The sequence below is a fragment of the Paenibacillus pasadenensis genome (assembly GCF_002864175.1).
Classification (GTDB): domain Bacteria; phylum Bacillota; class Bacilli; order Paenibacillales; family Paenibacillaceae; genus Paenibacillus_O; species Paenibacillus_O pasadenensis.
Window position 1 is genome coordinate 3,207,402 of the sequence record NZ_NFEZ01000004.1, and the last position, 20,584, is coordinate 3,227,985.

Annotated in this window: 18 protein-coding genes and 1 pseudogene; 5 read left to right on the forward strand and 14 right to left on the reverse strand. The window is 63.7% G+C overall.

Annotated elements, in window-relative coordinates:
* Positions 1-27: 27 nt before the first annotated feature.
* From B8V81_RS23470 to B8V81_RS23485, 4 genes are all read right to left on the reverse strand, one after another.
* Positions 28-735: a 5'-methylthioadenosine/adenosylhomocysteine nucleosidase gene (locus B8V81_RS23470; protein ID WP_101809304.1), complete on the reverse strand. Its 708-nt coding sequence runs from the start codon at positions 733-735 to the stop codon at positions 28-30.
* Positions 732-1,742 carry a catabolite control protein A gene (gene ccpA / locus B8V81_RS23475; RefSeq protein ID WP_028596929.1) on the reverse strand — a complete coding sequence of 337 codons (1,011 nt, stop codon included), beginning with the start codon at positions 1,740-1,742 and terminating at the stop codon, positions 732-734. The genes B8V81_RS23470 and ccpA overlap by 4 nt, the downstream gene beginning before the upstream one ends.
* 93 nt (positions 1,743-1,835) lie before the next feature.
* Positions 1,836-2,174 (reverse strand): bacillithiol system redox-active protein YtxJ, encoded by a 339-nt coding sequence (ytxJ, locus tag B8V81_RS23480; RefSeq protein WP_101809305.1) that lies wholly within the window; start codon positions 2,172-2,174, stop codon positions 1,836-1,838.
* A 42-nt stretch (positions 2,175-2,216) separates the two neighbouring features.
* Positions 2,217-2,630, reverse strand: coding sequence for a hypothetical protein (locus B8V81_RS23485; protein ID WP_101809306.1), 414 nt, complete (start codon positions 2,628-2,630; stop codon positions 2,217-2,219).
* Between the two features lie 270 nt (positions 2,631-2,900).
* Between B8V81_RS23485 and B8V81_RS23490 the strand changes: the two genes are divergently transcribed.
* Positions 2,901-3,425: a type 1 glutamine amidotransferase domain-containing protein gene (locus B8V81_RS23490; protein ID WP_101809307.1), complete on the forward strand. Its 525-nt coding sequence runs from the start codon at positions 2,901-2,903 to the stop codon at positions 3,423-3,425.
* Between the two features lie 67 nt (positions 3,426-3,492).
* Here the strand turns inward: B8V81_RS23490 and ptsP are convergent, their stop codons facing one another.
* From ptsP to B8V81_RS23515, 5 genes are all read right to left on the reverse strand, one after another.
* Positions 3,493-5,262: a phosphoenolpyruvate--protein phosphotransferase gene (gene ptsP / locus B8V81_RS23495; RefSeq protein WP_052332842.1), complete on the reverse strand. Its 1,770-nt coding sequence runs from the start codon at positions 5,260-5,262 to the stop codon at positions 3,493-3,495.
* On the reverse strand, positions 5,259-7,148 hold the full coding sequence (locus B8V81_RS23500; RefSeq protein WP_028596933.1) for a glucose PTS transporter subunit IIA: 1,890 nt from the start codon (positions 7,146-7,148) through the stop codon (positions 5,259-5,261). The genes ptsP and B8V81_RS23500 overlap by 4 nt, the downstream gene beginning before the upstream one ends.
* A 127-nt stretch (positions 7,149-7,275) precedes the next feature.
* Positions 7,276-7,704: a CoA-binding protein gene (locus B8V81_RS23505; protein WP_028596934.1), complete on the reverse strand. Its 429-nt coding sequence runs from the start codon at positions 7,702-7,704 to the stop codon at positions 7,276-7,278.
* Between the two features lie 78 nt (positions 7,705-7,782).
* Positions 7,783-9,075, reverse strand: coding sequence for a 3-phosphoshikimate 1-carboxyvinyltransferase (gene aroA / locus B8V81_RS23510; protein ID WP_101809308.1), 1,293 nt, complete (start codon positions 9,073-9,075; stop codon positions 7,783-7,785).
* Between the two features lie 49 nt (positions 9,076-9,124).
* Positions 9,125-9,679 (reverse strand): shikimate kinase, encoded by a 555-nt coding sequence (locus B8V81_RS23515; RefSeq protein WP_028596936.1) that lies wholly within the window; start codon positions 9,677-9,679, stop codon positions 9,125-9,127.
* Between the two features lie 135 nt (positions 9,680-9,814).
* Between B8V81_RS23515 and B8V81_RS23520 the strand changes: the two genes are divergently transcribed.
* A complete protein-coding gene (locus B8V81_RS23520) occupies positions 9,815-10,117 on the forward strand; it encodes a hypothetical protein (RefSeq protein ID WP_028596937.1) in 303 nt (100 codons plus the stop codon).
* Here the strand turns inward: B8V81_RS23520 and gndA are convergent.
* The 3 genes from gndA to B8V81_RS23535 form a co-directional block, all read right to left on the reverse strand.
* On the reverse strand, positions 10,114-11,535 hold the full coding sequence (gndA, locus tag B8V81_RS23525) for an NADP-dependent phosphogluconate dehydrogenase (protein WP_028596938.1): 1,422 nt from the start codon (positions 11,533-11,535) through the stop codon (positions 10,114-10,116). The two genes, B8V81_RS23520 and gndA, sit on opposite strands and share 4 nt — an antisense overlap.
* 150 nt (positions 11,536-11,685) lie before the next feature.
* On the reverse strand, positions 11,686-13,266 hold the full coding sequence (locus B8V81_RS23530) for a gluconokinase (RefSeq protein ID WP_101809309.1): 1,581 nt from the start codon (positions 13,264-13,266) through the stop codon (positions 11,686-11,688).
* Positions 13,267-13,787: 521 nt separating this feature from the next.
* Positions 13,788-14,384 (reverse strand): hypothetical protein, encoded by a 597-nt coding sequence (locus B8V81_RS23535; RefSeq protein WP_028596940.1) that lies wholly within the window; start codon positions 14,382-14,384, stop codon positions 13,788-13,790.
* A gap of 333 nt (positions 14,385-14,717) precedes the next feature.
* Between B8V81_RS23535 and B8V81_RS23540 the strand changes: the two genes are divergently transcribed.
* Entirely contained in the window at positions 14,718-15,404 is a 687-nt protein-coding gene (locus B8V81_RS23540) for a YktB family protein (RefSeq protein WP_101809310.1), read from the forward strand.
* A 165-nt stretch (positions 15,405-15,569) separates the two neighbouring features.
* Here the strand turns inward: B8V81_RS23540 and B8V81_RS26330 are convergent.
* Positions 15,570-15,659 (reverse strand): annotated as a pseudogene (locus tag B8V81_RS26330) (transposase); the annotation flags it as partial.
* Between the two features lie 334 nt (positions 15,660-15,993).
* Between B8V81_RS26330 and B8V81_RS23545 the strand changes: the two are divergent.
* Entirely contained in the window at positions 15,994-17,178 is a 1,185-nt protein-coding gene (locus B8V81_RS23545) for an IS256 family transposase (protein WP_101807766.1), read from the forward strand.
* Positions 17,179-17,712: 534 nt separating this feature from the next.
* Here the strand turns inward: B8V81_RS23545 and B8V81_RS23550 are convergent.
* The gene (locus tag B8V81_RS23550) at positions 17,713-19,029 is read right to left on the reverse strand and encodes an MFS transporter (RefSeq protein ID WP_084136438.1); all 1,317 of its coding nucleotides are present in this window, start codon (positions 19,027-19,029) and stop codon (positions 17,713-17,715) included.
* A gap of 61 nt (positions 19,030-19,090) precedes the next feature.
* Between B8V81_RS23550 and B8V81_RS23555 the strand changes: the two genes are divergently transcribed.
* Entirely contained in the window at positions 19,091-20,560 is a 1,470-nt protein-coding gene (locus tag B8V81_RS23555) for an aminotransferase class I/II-fold pyridoxal phosphate-dependent enzyme (protein ID WP_028596943.1), read from the forward strand.
* The last annotated feature ends 24 nt before the right edge of the window (positions 20,561-20,584 follow it).

Here is a 20,584-nt window from a genome sequence, read left to right on the forward strand (position 1 = left end):
CGGCGGCTGCTGGTCTAGAAATCGCGCTCAGCCTCGGCTGAGGCGGCGGATCATCGCGTCGATGACTTGGAACGACTGGTTCGCGGCCAGCATCGTGAATTCCTCGAAATTCATATGCGCGCTGCCGTCCGCCTGATCGGACATCGACCGGATGACGACATACGGCACCTCGTTGAGATGGCAGACTTGAGCGACCGCCGCGCCCTCCATCTCGGCGCAGGCTCCGCCGAAGCTGTCGCGCAGCTGCTGCACCTTGTCCCGGCTGGCGATGAACTGGTCGCCCGACAGCACGATGCCGCGGATCGCCTTGCCCTTGGCGGCCGACTGGCCGGCTTCCGCCGCCAGCTCGACCAGCTCCGCGTCGGCGGGGAAGACCGATACTTCCTGATACGGGATGACGCCCGGTCCGAAGCCGAGGGCGGTCACGTCCATATCGTGCTGGATGCAGGCCGTCGACACGACGATGTCGCCGATGCGCAGCTCGGGATCGATCGCGCCGGCCACGCCGGTGAACAGGACGCAGTCCGCGCCGAGATCGACGAGAGCCTGCGTGCAGACGGCGGCGTTCACCTTGCCGACGCCCGACTTGACGGCGAGGATCGGCTGTCCGTGCAGCGTGCCGCGACGAAACGTCATGCCCGCCTTGCGCGTCTCCTCGCCCATTTCGGCGCTGCGGAAGAGCAGCTCGAGCTCCTCCGCCATCGCGCCGATGATTCCGATCGTTCCGTACGTCATGCTTTTGCCGCTCCGGCCGAGTTCCGCTTGACGATGTCATGAGGCAGGACGACCTTCGCCTGCTCGACCGGCTCCTTTTTCATCAGCTTGGTGAGCAGGCGCATCGATACGGCGCCGATGTCGTACATCGGCTGGGCGACGGCAGACAGCGTCGGACGGACCATCTCCGCCATGCGGCTGTTGTCGACGCTGATGACCGAGATGTCGCCGGGCACGGCGAGGCCCTTGTCCTGGATCGCATGGATGGCGCCGATCGCCATTTCGTCCGTCGCCGCGAAGACGGCGGTCGGCAGCTTGTCCAGCTCGAGGAAATGACCCATCGCCTCGACGCCGGACTCGTACCGGTAATTGCCGATGCGCACGAAGTCTTCGCGCTCCGCGATGCCGGCTTCCTGCAAGGCGCGCTTGTAGCCTTGGTAGCGGGCGTAGCCGTTCGACGGATCCTGCAGCGTGCCGCTGATCATCGCGATGTCGCGATGGCCTTGGCCGATCAGCGTCTTGACGGCGTCGTAGGCGGCCGCCTCATGATCGATGTCGACGGACGGAATCTCGTTCTGCTCGTCTGTCGTCGCGCACAGCACGACCGGCACGTTGGCCGTCTTGAACGCCTGCTTATGCTCCTCCGTCACCGCGCCGCCCATGAAGAGAAGGCCGTCGACCTGCTTCTCCAGCAGCGTGTTGATGACGCGGATCTCCTTTTCCTTGCGCTTGTCGGCGCTGCACAGGATGATATTGTAGTGGTACATGTTGGCGATATCCTCGATGCCCCGCGCGACCTCGGCGAAGTTCGAGTTGGAGATGTCGGGGATGACGACGCCGACGGTCGTCGTCTTCTTGCTGGCGAGTCCGCGCGCTACCGCGTTCGGGCGGTAGCCGAGCCTTTCGATCGCCTCGTACACCTTCTTGCGCGTTTGCGGCTTGACGTTGGGATTGTTGTTGACGACGCGGGAGACCGTAGCCATGGACACTCCCGCTTCTCTTGCAACATCGTAAATGGTTACAGTCACGGTTCCTTCTCTCCAATATGATGAATTATTTGGCAGCATGATACCCCTCTACGTTACGGCTATCATACGACAAACGCAGGGGCGGTTGCAATGTCAGCGGGCGTTCTCGGCCAGCGAGGACTCCGTAATGTTCCAGTGCGAGGCGTTCCACTCGGCCTTGCCGTCCTTCACCAGAATCGCCTGCGGCGAAGCGTGCTTGACGCCGAGGCTTTCCTCGATGGCGTTCGATACCGGACGCTCCTCGACGACGCGCACGAGCGCCGTTTCCACGCCCTCGTCCTTGGCCGCACGCGTCCAGCTCTCCCACGCTTCATGAGCCTCGGCGCTGACCGAGCAGCGCGTGCTGTGCTTGAACACCAGCACCGGCTTCTCATGCGACTTTTCGAGCACGCGGTTCCAATCCTCTAGCGTCTGAAGGGAAATGAAGCTCATCGGTTCCCACTCTCCTATTCGTTCGATAGTCGGCTTTTGTTCTTATGTATGCAAGGTGCAGCGGCTCAGCTGGGCGAGCCTTTTCTCGATATCCTGCCTCCACGTCTCGTCTCCGACCGATCCGGCAAGCAGCAGCAGCTCCAGCAGGCTGTCGATGCGCTCGTCTACGATCTGCTGGACGGCGGCGCCGTTCGGCGTCTTGCGGGTGGCGGAAGCCTCTAGCAGTAAATCTGCCCACTCGTTCAGCTCGTTAAACAAAAGCGTCTGCTTGGCCGGCTCTTCGCCGAGCTGGCCGATCAGGCCCGTCAGGTCGGGCTTCACTTCCGGCAGCACCTCGCTGCGGCTGCAGGAAGGGCAGGAATAGATCGGAACATTGTCGATTTCGACCTTGCCGGAGTAAATGACGGTGCGCAGCTTCATCGTCATCGTCTGTCCGCAAGTACAGGTTTTGTGCATGATTGGTCCACTCCTTCGTCATCGGCAGCATGGCCGCCCGGCCCGGCAGCGGCGAATCCGCTTGCTCGGCGCCCGGGCTCCGCTCTGCCCGGCGGCGCTGGGAGGCACGACGTTCCCGTCCGTGCTCGCTTTTGCTTACTTCGACCTTTTTCGCGAAAATTCCTGCTGACGCGCGGCAAGCATTTTCTGTCAGCGGTTTTGCCGCGCCCGTCCGTTTGATTTGTCCTGTCTCCCTGCCTTACAATGGCTGCTAGAGGAGAGTGATCGAACATGACGCTGCAAGGAAAACGAGTCATCTGCCTCCTGGATGACGAATTCGAGGATCTCGAGCTGTGGTATCCCGTCTATCGCGTCCGGGAGGAGGGAGCCCTCGTGGAATTCGCCGGTCCGTCGAAAGGCAAGACCCATATCGGCAAGTACGGCGTGCCCGCGACCGCCGATCTCGCCTACGAGGAGATCGACGCCTCGCAGGTGGACGGGCTGCTCGTGCCCGGCGGCTGGGCGCCGGACAAGATCCGCCGCTATCCCGAGGTGCTGCGCCTCGTGCAGGAGATGGACCGCGACGGCAAGCCGATCGGCCAGATCTGCCATGCCGGCTGGGTGCTCATTTCCGCCAAGATCCTGCAGGGCCGCCAAGTGACCTCCACGCCCGGCATCCGTGACGACATGGAGAATGCCGGAGCGGTCTGGCATGACGAGGCCGTCGTCGTGGACGGCAACCTGATCTCGGCGCGCCGTCCGCCGGATCTGCCGCCCTATGCCAAAGCGTTCGTCGATGCGCTGAAAAGCCGCTGAAGACAAGTGCCGCCCCAAGCAAAAGCCTTGCCGGAAACGTTCCGGCAAGGCTTTTTTGGTCGTCCGCCTATCCGTTGCAGCGCCGGCCGTCGGCCAGCTCCGGCGTCTCGCGCTCGTCGACCTCGCGCTTGAAGCGCTGCAGCTGCAGCTTCGCCTCGGCCGCCGTGCTGCTCGCCATCACATGCTCCAGCGCGGCGCGGCTCTCTTCCTGGCTCGTGCGCAGCAGGCGCTCCTTGACCTGCAGGATCGAATGCGACGACATGCTCAGCCCGTCGACGTTGAGCCCGAGCCAGATCGGCAGCGCCGCCGGATCGCCGGCCATCTCGCCGCATACGCCGACCGTGATGCCCTGCCTCCGCCCGGCCTCCACCGTCGTGCGCAGCATGCGCAGCACCGCCGGATGGTAAGGCTCGTAGAGATGCGAGATCTTGTCGTTCATCCGGTCGACGGCGAGCGTGAACTGAACGAGGTCGTTCGTGCCGATGCTGAAAAAGTCGACCTCTCTGGCCAGCAGCTCCGCGATCATGACGGCGGCCGGCAGCTCGATCATGACGCCGGTCTCCATCGCCCGGTTGAACGGCTTGCCTTCCGCCTCGAGCTCCGCCATCGCCTCGCGCAGCAGCCGGTTCGCCTCCCGCACCTCCTCGACCGAGGAGATGAGCGGGTACATCACCTTGACGTCTCCATAGTGAGAGGCGCGGAGGATGGCGCGCAGCTGCGTGCGGAACAGGTCCTTGCGGTCGAGGCTGATGCGGATCGCGCGATAGCCGAGAAAAGGATTCTCCTCCTCCGGCAGCTCGAAGTAGTCGAGATGCTTGTCGCCGCCGATGTCGAGCGTGCGGATGACGAGCGGACCGCCGTCCAGCTTTTCGGCGACGCTGCGGTACACCTCGAACTGCTCCTCTTCCTTGGGAAAGCGGGTCCGGTCCATGTAGAGGAACTCCGTGCGGAACAGCCCGACGCCGTGCGCTCCGCTCGACAAGGCGATCTCCAGCTCCTTGAGGGAGCTGATGTTGGCCGACAGCCGCAGCCGCTTGCCGTCCGGCGTCGACGGATCGACATGGGCCAGGCCGCGCAGCCGGGCCTTCTCCTCCTCCTGCTCCTGCTTGAGCCGGGCATAGGCGGCGACGAGCTCCGCCGAAGGACTCAGCTCCACGAAGCCGCTCCCGCCGTCCAGCAGCAGGACGTCGCCGGTCTGCACGCGCTCCTCCAGGTCGTCGTCGACCGCGACGACGAGCGGGATGCCGAGCGCCCGGGCCATGATCGCCGAATGCGACGTCGTGCTGCCGCCGAAGGTGACGATGCCGAGCACGTTGCGCGGATTGAGATGGGCGAGCTGCGAAGGAGACAGCTCCTTGGCCACGAGGACGTAAGGCTGCGTATCGGAAGGAAGGGTGATCTCGGGCGCGCCGAGCAGATGCTTGAGCAGCCGGTTGCCGACATCGCGGATGTCGAGCGCCCGCTCCTTCATGTACTCGTCGTCCAGCAGGTCGAACATCGTCACGAAGTGGTCGATCGCTTCCTTGACCGCCACCTCCGCCGCCTTGTACTGCCGCTCGATCATGCCCTGGATCTCGTTCATGAAGACCGGATCGTCCAGAATCGCCAGATGGGCGTCGAAAATGCTCCTCTCGTCGGGACCGACAACCTCGCTGAGCTCGTCTTTCATCTGCTCAATCTCGACCTTGGAGGTGCGGATGCCCTCGTAAAGGCGCTCGAACTCCCGCGCCAGGTCGGCGACGTCGATCTTCTGCTCCGGCAGGTCCCATTCCCAGTTCGGGAGCACGAAGCACTTGCCGATCGCGATTCCCGCCGAAGCTCCAATTCCCTGTGTCATGAGCGTTTCCCTCCAGCCTGACTGTCCTTGGATTCGCGAAGCATGACGGACATGACGGCCGTCTGGCCCCGCTTCACCGTCTTGAATGGTCCGAAGCCCCACGAACGGACGAGCTGCGGATTCGTGATGAGCATCGGCGTCGCCAGCGACTTGCCCGCCTTGCGCAGCCGCTGGATGTCGAACGAGATGAGCAGCTGGCCGGGGATGACCTCATCCCCTTCCTTGACCGCCGCATGGAAATAGCCGTCCAAGGACGACGTATCGATGCCGATATGCATCAATACCTCCAAGCCCTCCGGCGTACGCAGGCCGATGGCGTGCATCGTCGGATAGAGCAGGATGACCTCGCCCTTGACCGGGGCGACGAGCTCTCCGCGCTCCGGCAGGAACGCCGCCCCGTCGCCGACGAGCTTGCCCGCGAAGATCGGATCGGGCACCTCGTCCAGCGGAATCATCCGGCCCTGGACCGGCGAGCTGAACAGCACCTGCGCGCGGTCGCGCTGCATCGTCTTGAGCATCTCCTCGCGGATCAGCTCGGAGAACGTGCCGAAGACGACCTGCACGTTGCCGCCGCCGAGCCGGATGACGCCGGCCGCGCCGAGATCGCGCAGCGCCGCGTTGTCGAGCAGCTTGTCGTTGCGCACCTTGATCCGCAGCCGGGTGATGCAGGCCTCGAGCGTCTCGACGTTCTCCTTGCCGCCGATCGCCTGCAGGATGAGCGGCGCGCGGTACGGGATGTCGCCGGCCCACTCGTCGAGCGCCGAGCCTTCCTCGCGTCCCGGCGTCGGAATCTGGAAGCGGCGGATCGCCCAGCGGAAAAGTCCATAATACAGCAGAAACACGACGATGCCCAGAGGAAGAAGCAGCCAGCCCTTGGTCGCCAGATGCATGTTGATGACGTAGTCGATCGCGCCGCCGGAGAACGAGAAGCCGTGCCGGATGCCGAGCTCGTACGCGGCCCACATGATGAGGCCGGACAACACGGAATGGATGACGAACAGATAGGGCGCGACGAACAGGAAGGCGAACTCCACCGGCTCCGAGACGCCGGTCAGGAACGAGGCGAGCGCCGCCGACAGGAACGTGCGCTTGATCTTCGGCTTGAGATCCTCCCGCGCCTCCTGGATGATCGCCAGCGCGATCGCCGGCAGGGCGAACATCATCGTCGGATACAGCCCGGCCATGAACGCCCCCGCAGTCGGGTCGCCCGCGAAGAAGCGCGGCAGGTCGCCGTACACCATCTCGCCTCCGTCCATCCGGTAGCCGCCGATCTGGAACCAGAACACATGGTTGAGCAGATGATGCAGGCCGAATACGACGAGAATGCGGTGCAGGAAGCCGTACAGGAACACGCCGAAGCCTCCGGCCGAGGCGACGACGTCGCCGAGCCAGAGCAGGCCGCGGCTCAGCGAAGGAGCCGCCGCGACCATGAACAGCGAGAACAGGATGCAGACGAAGCTGACGAACAGCGGCACGAACCGCGGACCCCCGAAAAACTGGATCGACTCGGGCAGCCGGATCGACTTGAACCGCTCGTAGCTGTATCCGGCGAGCATGCCGATCAGCGCGCCGATCAGCACCGTCGGCTCGATGTCGTAGCTGCTCGACTGCACGATGCCCGAGTAGATGAACATGCCGGCCAGCGCGGACAGGCTCGCCGCTCCCCCGTTGCTCGAGGTGCCCCAGGCGACTCCGGCGGCGAACAGATAGGGCAGGAAGAGGAACAGCGAGCGGCCGGCGATCTGCAGGTACTCCGCCATCGCCGGCAGGCCCGCCGCATCCCACGGAAGCTGCGCCAGGCTCATGCAGATCGCCGCGGCAGGCAGCACGATCATCGGCAGCATGACGGCCCGGCCGAGCTGCTGCAAGTTGCCCATGAAGTTCAAGCCTGCTCCTCCTTTCTTGCTACCGATCTAGATTACGCCGCGCGCCCTATCCTTGTCAAAAGAAAGAAGGCAGGCCGGCTCGGCCTGCCTCCGCGCTTGTCCGGACGGCTGCTCGGCAGCGTCCGCCTCAGCGAATTCGGGGCTGGAGGATGGAGTCCTCCACCTTGATGCAGCGGTCCATCACGACGTCGAGCCCGCCCTGGCGGGCGATCTCGGCCGCTTCCTCGCTGTAGACGCCGAGCTGCAGCCAGAGCACCTTGGCTCCGGCTGCGACCGCCTCGCGCGCGATGTCGGGCGTGAACTCGCTGCGCCGGAACACGTTGACGATGCCGATCGGCTCCGGCACGGAGGCGAGGTCGGGGTAGCAGCGCTCCCCCAAAATGTCGCCTTGCACCGCCGGATTGACCGGAATGATGCGGTAGCCCCGCTGCTGCATCGCCTGCGAGACGGCATGGGACGTGCGGTCCGGCTTGTCGGAGAGGCCGACGACCGCGACGGTCGTGTGCGCCTCGAGCAGGCTCTTGATCTGTTCGCGTTCGGGATTGGCAAACGGCATGGCGTACGATTCCTCCTCGGCATGGGTAAGGATGGGTTGCGTCAAGATATACGTTGCCCCGAGCGGCGGGCGCTTACGCTACTCCTGCCACTGCACGTTCGCGCCGAGCGCCTGCAGATGGTCGAAGAAGATCGGGTACGACTTGGCGACATGATGCGCGTCGCGGATGCGCAGCGGCTGGCGGCAGCGCAGGCCGACGACCGTCAGCGCCATGATGACGCGGTGGTCGTAGTGGGCGTTGATCTCGACGCCGCCCTCCAGACCTTCCGGCTTGCCGTGCACGATGATCTCGTCGCGCTTCTCCTCGACGTCCGCTCCCGCCTTGCGCAGCTCCGCCAGGTAGTCGGTGATGCGGTCGCATTCCTTGTAGCGCAGGTTCTCGACGTTGTAAAAGCGGGACGTGCCCTCGGCGTACACGGCCGCCGCGACCATCGCCAGCACCGCGTCGGTGGCCGCGTCTCCGTCGAATTCGACCGCCTTGAGCTTGCCGTTGCCGCGCACGGTAATGTCGTCGCCGTCATGCACGAGCGGCGTCTCCATCATGCGCAGCACGTCGACGACGGCGCGCTCGCCCTGGCGGCTCTTCTCCGGCAGGCCGTGGATCGTCACCTCGGAGCGCGTGACCGCCGCTGCGGCCAGCACCGCCGCCGAGCCCGGATAATCGCCCTGCACCCGGTAGGTGCGGGCCTGGTAGCGCTGGCCGCCCGGCACGCGATAGCGCATCAGGTCCTCGGACGCTTCGATGACGATGCCCGCCTGCTCCAGCACCTCCAGCGTCTGGCCGACGACGACCTTGGACTTGAGGTCGTCCAGCACCTCGATCTCGCTGTCCTCCTCCAGCAGCGGCGCGAGGAACAGCAGCGCGCTCAGGAACTGCGAGCTGACGTTGCCCGATACGGTGATGTTGCCGCCCTTCGGCGCGCCGCCGCGGATCGTGATCGGCAGCTTGCCCTCATGGTCGTCGACCTCGACGCCGAGCTGGCGCAGCGAGACGATCAGATCGTCGTGCGGGCGCTTGCCGAGCGAGTCCGGGTACGCATTGACAAACGTCACGTCCGGACAAAGCGCAGCGACCGCCATCAGGAAGCGCAGCACGGCGCCGGCGTTGCCGACGTTGAGCTCGCGCACGTCGCGCGGCTTGCTGCCGAAGCCCTTGATGACGATCTTCTCGCCGTCCTCCTCCAGCTCTGCGCCGAGGTCGCGGATGCAGCGCCGCATCGCGTCGCTGTCCTCGCTGTGCGCCGGATGATAGATCGTGCTCGTGCCTTCCGCCAGCGCGGCCACGAGCAGGTAGCGGGTCGTGTAGTTTTTGGAGGATAGAGCCTGGATGCTGCCCCTCAGCTCCGGTGTCGGCGTTACCACTACGTCCATATTCGTCATACCCCTTTGTCTGTTGGTTGAAAATTTGTCTGCCGGAGGGCTACAGGTCGGAAGCGCGGTAAAGCCTTGAAGCGTCTTGATACGCCAAGGCTACCGCCTCCGCCGCTTGCTCCGGGGAAAGTCCGTCCGTCATCACCTGCAGAGGCGCGAAATCGTACGCCCCCCGGCGCTTCTCCAGCAGCTCGCGGACTTTGGCGGCCGGATCGCCCGCCAGCAGCGGACGGCCCTGGTCATGCCGCACCCGCTCCACGATGACAGCCTCGGAAGCCTGCAGCGCCGCGACGAACGCGCCGCCCAGCATGAGCTGCCGGTTGCGCTCGCGCAGCACCGCTCCGCCGCCGGTCGCGATGACGAGCGGATCTCCGCATGCCAGCAGCCGCTCGAGCGCTCTTGTCTCCGCGTCGCGGAAGAAGGCTTCTCCACGCGTCGCGAACAGCTCGGCGATCGAGCTGCCCTGCTCCCGCACGACCTCGGCATCGGTGTCGGCGCATCGCCAGCCGAGCCGCTCGGCCAGCATGGCGGCTACCGTCGATTTGCCCGTGCCCATGAAGCCGATGAGGACGATTTTGTCCCTATCCTGTTCTGCCTGGCGCATCGTGTCTGTCTTCCCACCCTTGCGGTCGTTTTCCTTCCGAATATCATATCATCAATTGCTAGAGACGGGGTATAAAAATCTCTGTTTTTCATAAGGATTGAATAGAGAACGAGAACGGCATAAGGAGGCGGTTCCATGACCGGCCGCAGCTTGGATCCAGGGGCCGCCGAACGGCGGATGAGCCGGATCGTCGGGTCCGGCGAGACGCTCTCCCGGGAGGACGTCATCTGGGCGCTCGATTATATCCGAAAAAAAGTGGCTGACGGCGCCCCTGCCTTGCAGGGGCTGCCGCAGCCACGTTGGTTGACTTGCTTCGAGGGCTTCGCCGAGGCCTCCATGAGCCTGCTGCGCTCGCCGCGCAGCGGCCCGCTGGAGGCGGACCGGCTGCGCCGGAAGCTGCGCGAGGCGCTGGAAGCGCTGGAGCCGGATCGGCCTTAGCCTTCGCTGGAGTCCATCCACTCGAAGTGGAAGGCGCCTTCCTTGTCCGTGCGCTGGAACGTATGCGCGCCGAAGTAGTCGCGCTGCGCCTGCAGCAGGTTCGCCGGCAGGCGCTCCGTGCGGTAGCTGTCGAAGTACGCCAGCGCGCTGGAGAAGCCCGGCACCGGGATGCCGCTCGCCACGGCCGCCGTGATTACTTCGCGCCAGGCTCCCTGGTACGATTCGACGATGTTCTTGAAGTACTCGTCGAGCAGCAGGTTCCGGAGCTCCGGATCGCGGTCGTAGGCGTCCTTGATGTTCTGCAGGAAGCGGGCGCGGATGATGCAGCCGCCGCGGAAGATCATCGCGATGTCGCCGTAGCGCAGGTTCCAGCCGAACTCGTCGGATGCCGCGCGCATCTGGGCGAAGCCCTGCGCGTAGGAGCAGATCTTGCTCGCGAACAGCGCCTTGCGCACCGCTTCGACGAAGGCGGCCTTGTCGCCTGCATACGGAGCCGGCTTCGGTCCGCTCAGCACCTTGCTCGCGGCGACGCGCTCTTCCTTCATCGCGGACAGGAAGCGCGAGAAGACGGACTGCGTGATGATCGACAGCGGCACGCCGAGGTCGAGGGCGCTTTGGCTCGTCCATTTGCCCGTGCCCTTCTGGCCGGCGGAGTCGAGGATGACGTCGACCATCGGCAGGCCCGTCTCCGGATCCTTCTTGGAGAAGATGTCGGCCGTGATCTCGATCAGGTAGCTGTCGAGCTCGCCTTTGTTCCACTCGGTGAAGATCTCGTGCAGCTCGTCGGTCGACAGCCCCAGCACCGAGCTCAGCAGATGGTACGCCTCGGTGATGAGCTGCATGTCGCCGTATTCGATGCCGTTATGCACCATCTTGACGTAGTGGCCGGCGCCGCCAGGCCCGATGTACGTGCAGCAAGGGTCGCCGTTCACCTTGGCGGAGATGCCCGTCAGGATCGGCTCGACCAGCTTGTAGGCCGATTCCGGACCGCCCGGCATGATCGAAGGCCCTTTGAGCGCGCCTTCCTCGCCGCCCGATACGCCCGTGCCGACGAAGCGGAAGCCTTGAGCTTCAAGCGCCTTGCTGCGGCGCTCGGTATCCGGGAAGTAGGCGTTGCCGCCGTCGATGATGATGTCTCCCTGCTCCAGATGCGGCACGAGCTCGTCGATGACCGCGTCCGTTGGACCGCCCGCCTTGACCATGATGAGGATTTTGCGCGGCACTTCCAGGGAAGCGACGAATTCCTCGATCGTGTAGGCCGGATGGAGGTTCTTGCCCGGCGATTCGGCCAGGAGCTCGTCCGTCTTCTCGCGGGAACGGTTGTATACCGATACGGTGAAGCCTTTGCTCTCGATGTTAAGCGCGAGGTTCTTGCCCATGACGGCGAGACCGACAACGCCGATTTGCTGTTTCGACATGAATGACCATTCCTTTGCTGAGTTAGTCCCGATATGCATCTTGCCCTAGTGTACCCTTTTTGATCGGTTATGCAAATGATTGTACCACGAACGATTCGCCGTGCGGAACGCCCGCTACATGAATATTGGATGAACGGCGGACGGAACGCTTCAGCGGCTGTCCGCTCCCGCCCGCTGGATGTCCGCCAGCTCGCGGAACGTTCCGGCCAGCCGGCCGAACACCGGGCGGTAGATCCCGTACAGGCGGTCGTAGGTCAAGCCGGCGTCCGGATCGGGCTCCCGCCGATCGGTGATCGGCACCTCGGGCGCCGCCTCCCCGCCGCGGCCGAGCGCCTCGAGCGCGATCCGGCCCGCTCCGACGGAGGAGGCTTCCGCCGTGTCCATGAGCAGCACGGGCAGCCCCGTCATGTCCGCGAGCATCTGGCGCAGCGGCGCGGAGCGGAGCAGGCCGCCGCTGGCGCGGATCTCGCGCAGCGGGCCGGCCGTCTCCCGCAGCGCTTCCAGCACCGAGCGCAGGCCGTACAGAATGCCCTCCAGGGCGGCGCGGATCAGGTGGCGGCGGTCATGCTCCAGCGACAAGCCGACGAAGACGCCCCGGGCGTCCTCGTTCCAATGCGGAGCCCGCTCGCCCGCCAGATGCGGCAGGCAGAGCAGGCCGTCCGCCCCCGGCGGCGTCTGCATCGCCAGCTCGACCAGGTAGGAATATGGATCCATTCCTTTGCGCTCCGCTTCCTCCGCGATGCCGGGAAACAGCTTGTCCCGCACCCAGCGGAACACGACGCCGCCGCTGTTGACCGGACCGCCCGCGATCCACCGCCCTTCGCCGAGCTCGTAGCAGAACAGCCGCCCCTCGGCGTCCGCCGCCGGGCGGCTCACCGCCGCCCGCACCGCGCCGCTCGTGCCGACGGTCACCGAGGCGATGCCGTCCTGCACCGCTCCCGCGCCGAGATTGGCGAGCACGCCGTCCGCGCCGCCGAGCACGAGCGGCGTGCCCGCAGGCAGGCCGAGGCGCTCCGCCGCTTCTTCGCTCAAGCCTTGCCGATCGATCCAGGCTGCCGGCGCCAGCTCGGGCAGGCGATCGGCTCCGATGCCCGCCAGCTCCAGCGCTTCGGCATCCCAGCGGCGTCCCTGCAGGCCATACAGGCCGGTGCCGCCCGCAATCGACGGATCGACGCGGCAAGGACGCCCCGTCCAGCCACGCATCACATACTCGCGGATGCCGACGAAGCAGGCCGCCTCGCGATGCAGCTGCGGCCGCTGCTCGCGCATCCAGACGAGCTTGCACAGCGGCAGCATCGCATGGACGGGCACGCCGATCCGGCTGCGCAGCCCCTGCAGCGCCTCGTCCTCGCGCAGCCGCCGCGCCTGCTCCGCCGCCCGCTGGTCGGCCCAGGTGATGCAGGGCGTAAGCGCCCTGCCTTGTCCATCGAGCGCGATGAGCGAGTGCATCGCGCTGCTGAACGATAGCGCCAGCACCTGCAGCGGGCGGCCTGCCAGCGCCTGCAGCGCTTGCCGCAGCGCCTGCTCCGCCGCCTCGCGGATCTGATCCGGATCCTGCTCCGCCCAGCCGGGCTCGGCGGCAAGCAGCGGATAGCCGCAGTCGGCGGCGGCCTCGACCGACAGCCGGCCGCCCGACGCATTCATCAGCACCGCCTTCGCGCTCGTCGTCCCGAGATCGATCGCCGCCACCAGCTCCAGCCGGTCCGCGGGACCGCTAACCCTACCATCCATCGTTCGTTCTCCCCCCGAAGTCGCTTCCGAACCGCTTGGCTCAAGCGGCCTTCCTCTAATAGTAGACCCGGCAGCCGTCAAACGCAAAGCCGGAACGGACGCGAAAAAGCCCGTCCGGCGGCGGACGGGCCTCGAGCACGGCCTTCAAGCGGAAAAAGACGGAGCGCTGATCCAAGCGGATCCGCGTCTCCGTCTTCCGGCCGGCTTCAGCTCGCGGCGATGCCGCCGCCAAGCTCCGATTCCGGTCCGCTTGTCACCTTTTGTCACCTTGCCGAATAAGATGGGCTTAACCGCTCGCCTAGTGACTCGCGTGGTTAAAGCTCGTCAATTGACTTACAGCTCCCTGCCCGCGTAACCGCTCGCCTCACCGGTTCGCGAGGTTGCAGCTCTCTGTTCGCGTAACCGCTCGCCTCACCGGTTCGCGTGGTTACAGCTCTCTGTTCGCGTAACCGCTCACCTGACCGGTTCGCGAGGTTACAGCTCCCTGCCCGCGTAACCGCTCGCCTGACCGGTTCGCGTGGTTACAGCTCTAGCTGAAGCATTTCCCCACGCATCTGGACGAGGCGGTCGCGGCTGTCTTCCGCGGCCTGGCTGTCGCCTGCCTGCAGCGCGTCGTAGAGGACGCACAGCTCGTAATCCAGCTCGTAGCGGAGCACCGCTGCCCGCTCCTCCGCTCGGGTCGACTGGAAGGCTTTCGTAATTTCCTCCAGGGTGACGACAGGCTTCTTCTGATAAATAATCCGATGCTCCATCCCTGACACCTCCACGAGTCGAATGATTTCGCCGAACATAATATTTTCAATGACGATCTGACGGTCCTTCATCCGTTTTACGACCGCATGGCCGCGCGTATCGCCGATCAGCTTCTCGATCAGCTCCGACAGCTTTTCGTCCTTGATGATGTAGTCGCCCACGATCTTGTACCGGTTCTTCATTTTTTGGAACCTGAGCTTCACCAGCTTGCGGCCCGTGCGGATCGAGATCAAAAATTGGGCCTCGGTCTCGCTCCAGTAGAGGGAGTAGCCTTCATGGATCAAATCGCGGATGAGATTCTGGATTTGCCGGCGGTCAAATCTCAGCTCCAAGTTGCAATATTCCACTTCGTAGCTTTTATTCACGGCAATCCCTCCCCTGCTTTAGGTTGTTTTGACTAAATGTTCAGACAATTTGATCTTACCCGTAGTTTATACTCCATCTTATGTGATGGCAACTTGGTTTATTGACTAATTTTGAAGAAAAGGGCGCAAGCCTGTTCGGAATGACAGCGCTCCCAATGTCGACTTACGCCGCTCGCGTCCGCCGCGCCTGTCCGGCACGCGGTCTTTCCGCTAAAAGGGAGACTTGTCCAGCCTCGATGCAGGCTGTGATATACTATATGGACGACGATCCGTCCTGATGACCGGGAGCCGGTTCGTCCGCGAACTTTTCATTTACGAAAGGACAACAAGCCTATGATCCAACCTCCATCCCGCGGATCCAGCGCCTCGGCACTGGACGAGCGCCATAAGGACTTCCCCGGCTTCGGACCGGCCGATTTCGACGTTTTCGCCATCGACGGCCTGGAGCCGCGCATGTCGGCCCTCATCTCGGGCATCCGCCCCAAGCTGGAGGAGCTCGGCAGCCGCCTCTCCCCCGAGCTGTCCGTCCTGTCCGGCACGGAGTTCCACCCTCACGTCGCCAAGCACGCCCGGCGCACGGTCAATCCGCCGAGCGACACCTGGGTCGCCTTTGCCGCCAACAAGCGGGGCTACAAGGCGCATCCCCATTTTCAGATCGGCCTGTGGGGCACCCATGCCTTCATCCAGTTCGCCGTCATCTACGAGGCGGAAGGCAAGGCCGAGTTCGCGAGACGCGCCCTCGAGAGGCTGGACGAGATCTACGCCCTGCCTCCGGCCGGACAAGGCTACGTCTGGTCCGGCGACCATACCCGGCCGGAAGCCGCGCCGCATGACGGCATGAGCCGGGACGAGCTGCGGGCGTTGTTCGAGCGCTTGCGCACGGTCAAAGCCGCCGAGCTGCTCTGCGGCGTCCATCTGGACCGCAGCGACCCGCTGCTGCAGGACGGCGAGGCGTTCGTGCGCAAGGCCGAATCGGTGTTCCAGACGCTCATGCCGCTCTACCTGCTGGCGTCTCGCTAAATTCGGACGCGCGCCGGGCGGAAGCCCGCGCTCCGGAACGACAAAGGGGCTGTCCCCAAAGCAAATGGAGACACTCCAAAATCTCCAAAAGAAACAAAGACCTCGAATGAAGCATGAAGCCAGCTGCCTCGGCTCCATTTCCATTCGGGGTCTTTGTGCATCCACAGCTGCCCTCTTCAGTAGATTGTGGGCAAGGGAAGGCCACCCGACCTCCAAGCTTGCTTTTGGTAAGCCGCGAAGCAGAAAACACCGGAACCTCGGGAACCCCCCGGGGCTGACATTGATTTCTCGGTTTCCTTCCGCTTTCGTGCAGGTTGGTTTCCGGCGTGCCGGATCCAAGGCACATTTCTGCCTTGGTTGGCCCGCTTCCCGGCCGGCGTGCCGGATCCAAGGCACATTTCTGCCTTGGTTGGCCCGCTTCCCGGCCGGCGTGCCGGATCCAAGGCACATTTCTGCCTTGATTGGCCCGCTTCCCGGCCGGCGTGGGTGACGTACAATAAGTTGTGTACCAACATTTGGAGCCTAGCTAGGCACAAAAAAAGTAGGGTATTCTCGGGGTTACGACGCCACCAAGAAAGGACCCTACTTCATGACTAGTATAACCGAAAACCACCTGAACCATCTCTTTGAAAATTCTGTCATCCCCTTCGTAAAGGAGCGGATCGAGTTTCTCATCCGTACGGAGATTCAGCACCACATGGCCGAGGCTGCGGCAGCGGGTATCCGCAACAGCCGAAACGGCTACTACTACCGGGATCTGCACACCCGCTACGGCCTGATCGAGGATCTGGAGATGCCCCGAGACCGAAACGGCGACTTCCAAACGCAGCTGTTCGAGCCCTATCAGCGGCGCGACGGCTGGCTGGAGGAGGCCGTCATTCAGATGTACAAAGGCGGCATGCCGACCCGCGACATCGCTCGGTTCATTGAAGGCATGTTCGGTCAAGCGTACTCGCCGACCACGATCAGCAACATTACCTCGACGGTTCTGGAAGACGTGGAACGCTGGCAGACCAGGCCGCTCGGCAAGCGCTACTCCGTCATTTACCTCGACGGCATGTACGTCAAGCTCAAGCGCAGCACGGTCAGCGGCGAAGTCGTTTGTTTTGCGATGGGCATCGACGAAGACGGGTACCGATCCATCCTCGGCTTCTACGTCGGGGGAAAAGAGAGTGCCAACGTATGGCGCGACGTGCTGAAAGACTTGCAGCAGCGCGGCGTGGAGGAAGTTTTGCTTGGCGTATTCGATGGGCTGCCTGGGCTGGATACGGCCTTCCGGGAAGCCTTTCCCAAAGCCGACGTCCAGCACTGTGTCGTCCACAAAGTGCGCTCGACCTTTCCCAAGATCCGCATGCAGGACAAGACGGACTTCGTTGCCGATCTCAAAACCGTCTACAACGCCCTAGACCGGGACTTGGCTCTGGCTGCTTTTGACCGGCTTAAGGACAAATGGCAGAAGCGCTATCCCAAAGAAATTCAGTCCTGGGAAAACCAGCTCGACACGCTGCTTACGTTCTACTCGTATCCCGCCGAAATGAAGCTGGCCATCTACACGTCCAACCCGATTGAACGCATGAACAAGGAATTCCGCAAACGACTTAAGCCCATGAACAGCCTGACCAACATGGAGGCGGTCGAGAAAATCCTTTACCTGACGGCTAGCGAGTACAACGAGTATTATGGCAAGAAAGTCATTCGCGGCTTCGGCGACCCGTCGGTAAAACGTAGGTTGAAGCAGATGTTTGAGAAACGCTACCCCCACCACCAAGAGTGACGTCAACCCATTTTGACTGGGAATATCTTGCTGCTTACACATACTTCTTGACGCTACCCCGGCGTGCCGGATCCAAGGCATATTTCTGCCTTGGTTGGCCCGCTTCCCGGCCGGCGAGCCGGATCCAAGGCACATTTCTGCCTTGGTTGGCCCGCTTCCCGGCCGGCGTGCCGGATCCAAGGCACATTTCTGCCTTGGTTGGCCCGCTTCCCGAAGGCGGTTCGCGAGAACATCCCATTCATGCAGCTGTCTCGGCAAACATCTTGTCGTTCATGCGGCCCACCGCCGCCGCATTCACGACACGAACGAGGCGGATTTCGGGGAGTCCTCGACAAATCCATGGGCAGGGCAAGCGGATCCGTGGTCTGCTGGATGCCCAAAAAAAATCTTCCTTTCTGGCCCATGTTGGGTGATGCCTGCATCTTGCCAGAGGAAGATTTTTTTTGTGTACAACCCATTTAGAAGATGTTGTCCCTAGTAAGCCAAGGTGTCGGAATCCCCTCTTTTGGTGCGTCACGGGCCTGCAGCTGCGCTCTAAGCGAGAGAGATGCGTCCCCGGCGGATGATGAGCAGATGCAGGACGAACAGCACGACGAGCGAGGCGCCGCTGATGAGGAACGGCGCGTGCGGACCGAAGCTGTCCCACAGGCGGCCGGAGAGGATCGAGCCGAACACCATGCCGAGTCCCTCGATCGTCAGGAAGAAGCCCCAGACGGCGCCGCGCTCCTCCTTCGGAATCGCCTTGGCGATGAGCGCGTTCCACGCCGGGATGATGCAGGCGTAGCCGAGCCCGACGACGGCGACGACAACGAGCACGAGCGGCAGGTAGCGCATGTAGCCGAGCACCGGCAGCGACACCGCGGCAAGCAGGAAGCCCGCGTGCAGGAACCAGCGGGTGCCGTAGCGGTCGACGCCGCGCCCGATCGGAATGAGGCCGAGCACGGTGATCGCGCCTCCGGCGAGCAGGAAATAGCTGTACTGCTGCGGCGACAGATGCAGCACCGTCCGCGCGTACTGGGTCAGCACCGGCGTCAGCAGCCCGAGCGCGAAGTTTTGGATGAACATCGCGGGATAGAGCAGGCGGCTCGCATGCAGCGACTGTCCGACCTTGCGGAAGTACGCCCGGATCCGCTCCGGCAGCGGCTCGGAGCTTTTGCTCGGCGCTTCGTCCGCCAGGCGGCCTTCGATTTCCCGAGAGGCCCGCCGGCCCGGCAGCGTCATCGTCACGGCGACGATCGCCGCCATGATCGCGCCCATCAGCCAGAACGCCGGCTCGTAGCGGCTGATGATGAAGAAGTTGATGACGATCGGGCCCATGCCGACGCCGACGAGCCAGCTCATGTAGATGACGCTCATCATGCTGCCGCCGGCCTCGTCGCCGGCGACCGCCGTCGCCCCGGTGATGACGCACGGCCAGAGCGGCGAGGTGCCGATGCCGAGCAGCACGCAGGCGACGATGATCCAGCCCGTCTGGTCGGTCAGCGCGATGACGAGCACGGACAGTCCCGTGAACAGCACGCCGAGCAGCATGACCGTGCGGTAGCCGATGCGGTCGATGATCCAGCCGAGCGGGCTGCGGAAGAAATTGTCGCCGATGTACTGGCTCGCCAGCGCCCATCCGACCGCGTAGGCGGTCAGGCCGAGCTCGTCCCTCATATAGACGGGCAGCACGGAGACGAGCATCGCCCCCTTGACGAATTCGACGCCGAACATGATGATCAATAGCTTGATGACAAACGGAGAGCGGATAATCTTCTTGCTGTTTTTCGGCAGGCTCAGCTTCACGGATCGACAAGCTCCTTTCCCAGTTCGGGCGGGGGAATCCGCAGGCTTGCAATCCCCCCCGTACATGCTATACTCAACCTTGTTTGTTATCCTTGAATCCGAATCTGAAAGGCTGTGGATGAATACGGTGGACCATAACCGCACCCCTCTCTTCAGCGCGCTCCGCCGCCATGCGGAGAACAACCCGCTGCAATTCCATATTCCCGGGCACAAAAAAGGCGCTGGAACCGACTCTGAATTTCGCTCCTTCATCGGCGACAACGCCTTGTCGATCGATTTGATCAATATAGCTCCGCTGGACGACCTGCATCAGCCGACCGGCGTCATCGAGGAAAGCCAGAAATTGGCTGCCGATGCGTTCGGAGCCGATTATACCTTTTTTTCCGTCCAAGGCACAAGCGGCGCCATCATGACGATGATCCTCTCGGTATGCGCGCCGGGAGACAAGATCATCGTGCCGCGCAACGTCCATAAGTCCGTCATGTCGGCGATCATCTTCGCCGGAGCCCGTCCCGTCTTCATCTCTCCGGCGCGCGACGGCAACCTCGGCATCGACCACGGCATCACGACGCGCTCCGTGCGGCGCGCGCTCGAGCGCCATCCCGACGCCAAGGCCGTGCTCGTCATCAACCCGACCTACTTCGGCATCTGCGCCGACCTCAAGGAAATCGTCGATCTCGTCCACAGCTACGACATCCCGGTGCTGGTCGACGAGGCGCACGGCGTGCTGATCCATTTCAGCGACCGGCTGCCGATGAGCGCCATGCAGGCCGGAGCCGACATGGCGGCGACGAGCGTGCACAAGCTCGGCGGCTCGATGACGCAGAGCTCGGTGCTCAACCTGAGGGCGGGACGCGTCAATCCTCAGCGCGTGCAGACGATCATCAGCATGCTGACGACGACGTCGACCTCGTACATCCTGCTCGCCTCGCTCGATACGTCGCGCCGCAATCTGGCCGTGAACGGCCAGGCGATGGCGGAGAAGGCGATCGGCCTCGCCGAGTTTGCCCGCGAGGCGATCAACGCGATTCCCGGTCTGTACTGCTTCGGCAAGGAGATTCTCGGCGGCGAGGCGACGTTCGACTACGATCCGACCAAGCTGACGATCCATGTCCGCCATCTCGGCATCACCGGCTACGAGGCGGAGAACTGGCTGCGCGACAACTTCAATCTCGAGGTCGAGCTGTCGGATATGTACAACATCCTCTGCCTGATCACGCCGGGCGACTCCGAGGACACGGTCGGCCAGCTGCTCGGCGCGCTGCGCGCGATGGTGGAGCGCTATCCGCAGGTGGACGAGGTGCAGGAGCTCGTCGTCAAGATCCCCGAGATCCCGCAGCTGTCGCTGACGCCGCGCGAGGCTTTCTACGGCGAGACCGAGGTGCTGCCGTTCAAGGAATCGGCCGGCCGCATCATCGCGGAATTCATCTACGTCTACCCTCCGGGCATCCCGATCCTGCTGCCGGGCGAGGTCATCTCGCAGTCCAACATCGACTACATCGTCGATCATGTCGAGGTCGGCCTGCCGGTCAAAGGCCCCGAGGATCGCAGCATTCAGTTCGTCAAGGTCATCGTCGAGGAATCCGCCATTTTCTAAAGCTGTTCGAGCCGCCCCGGCCAA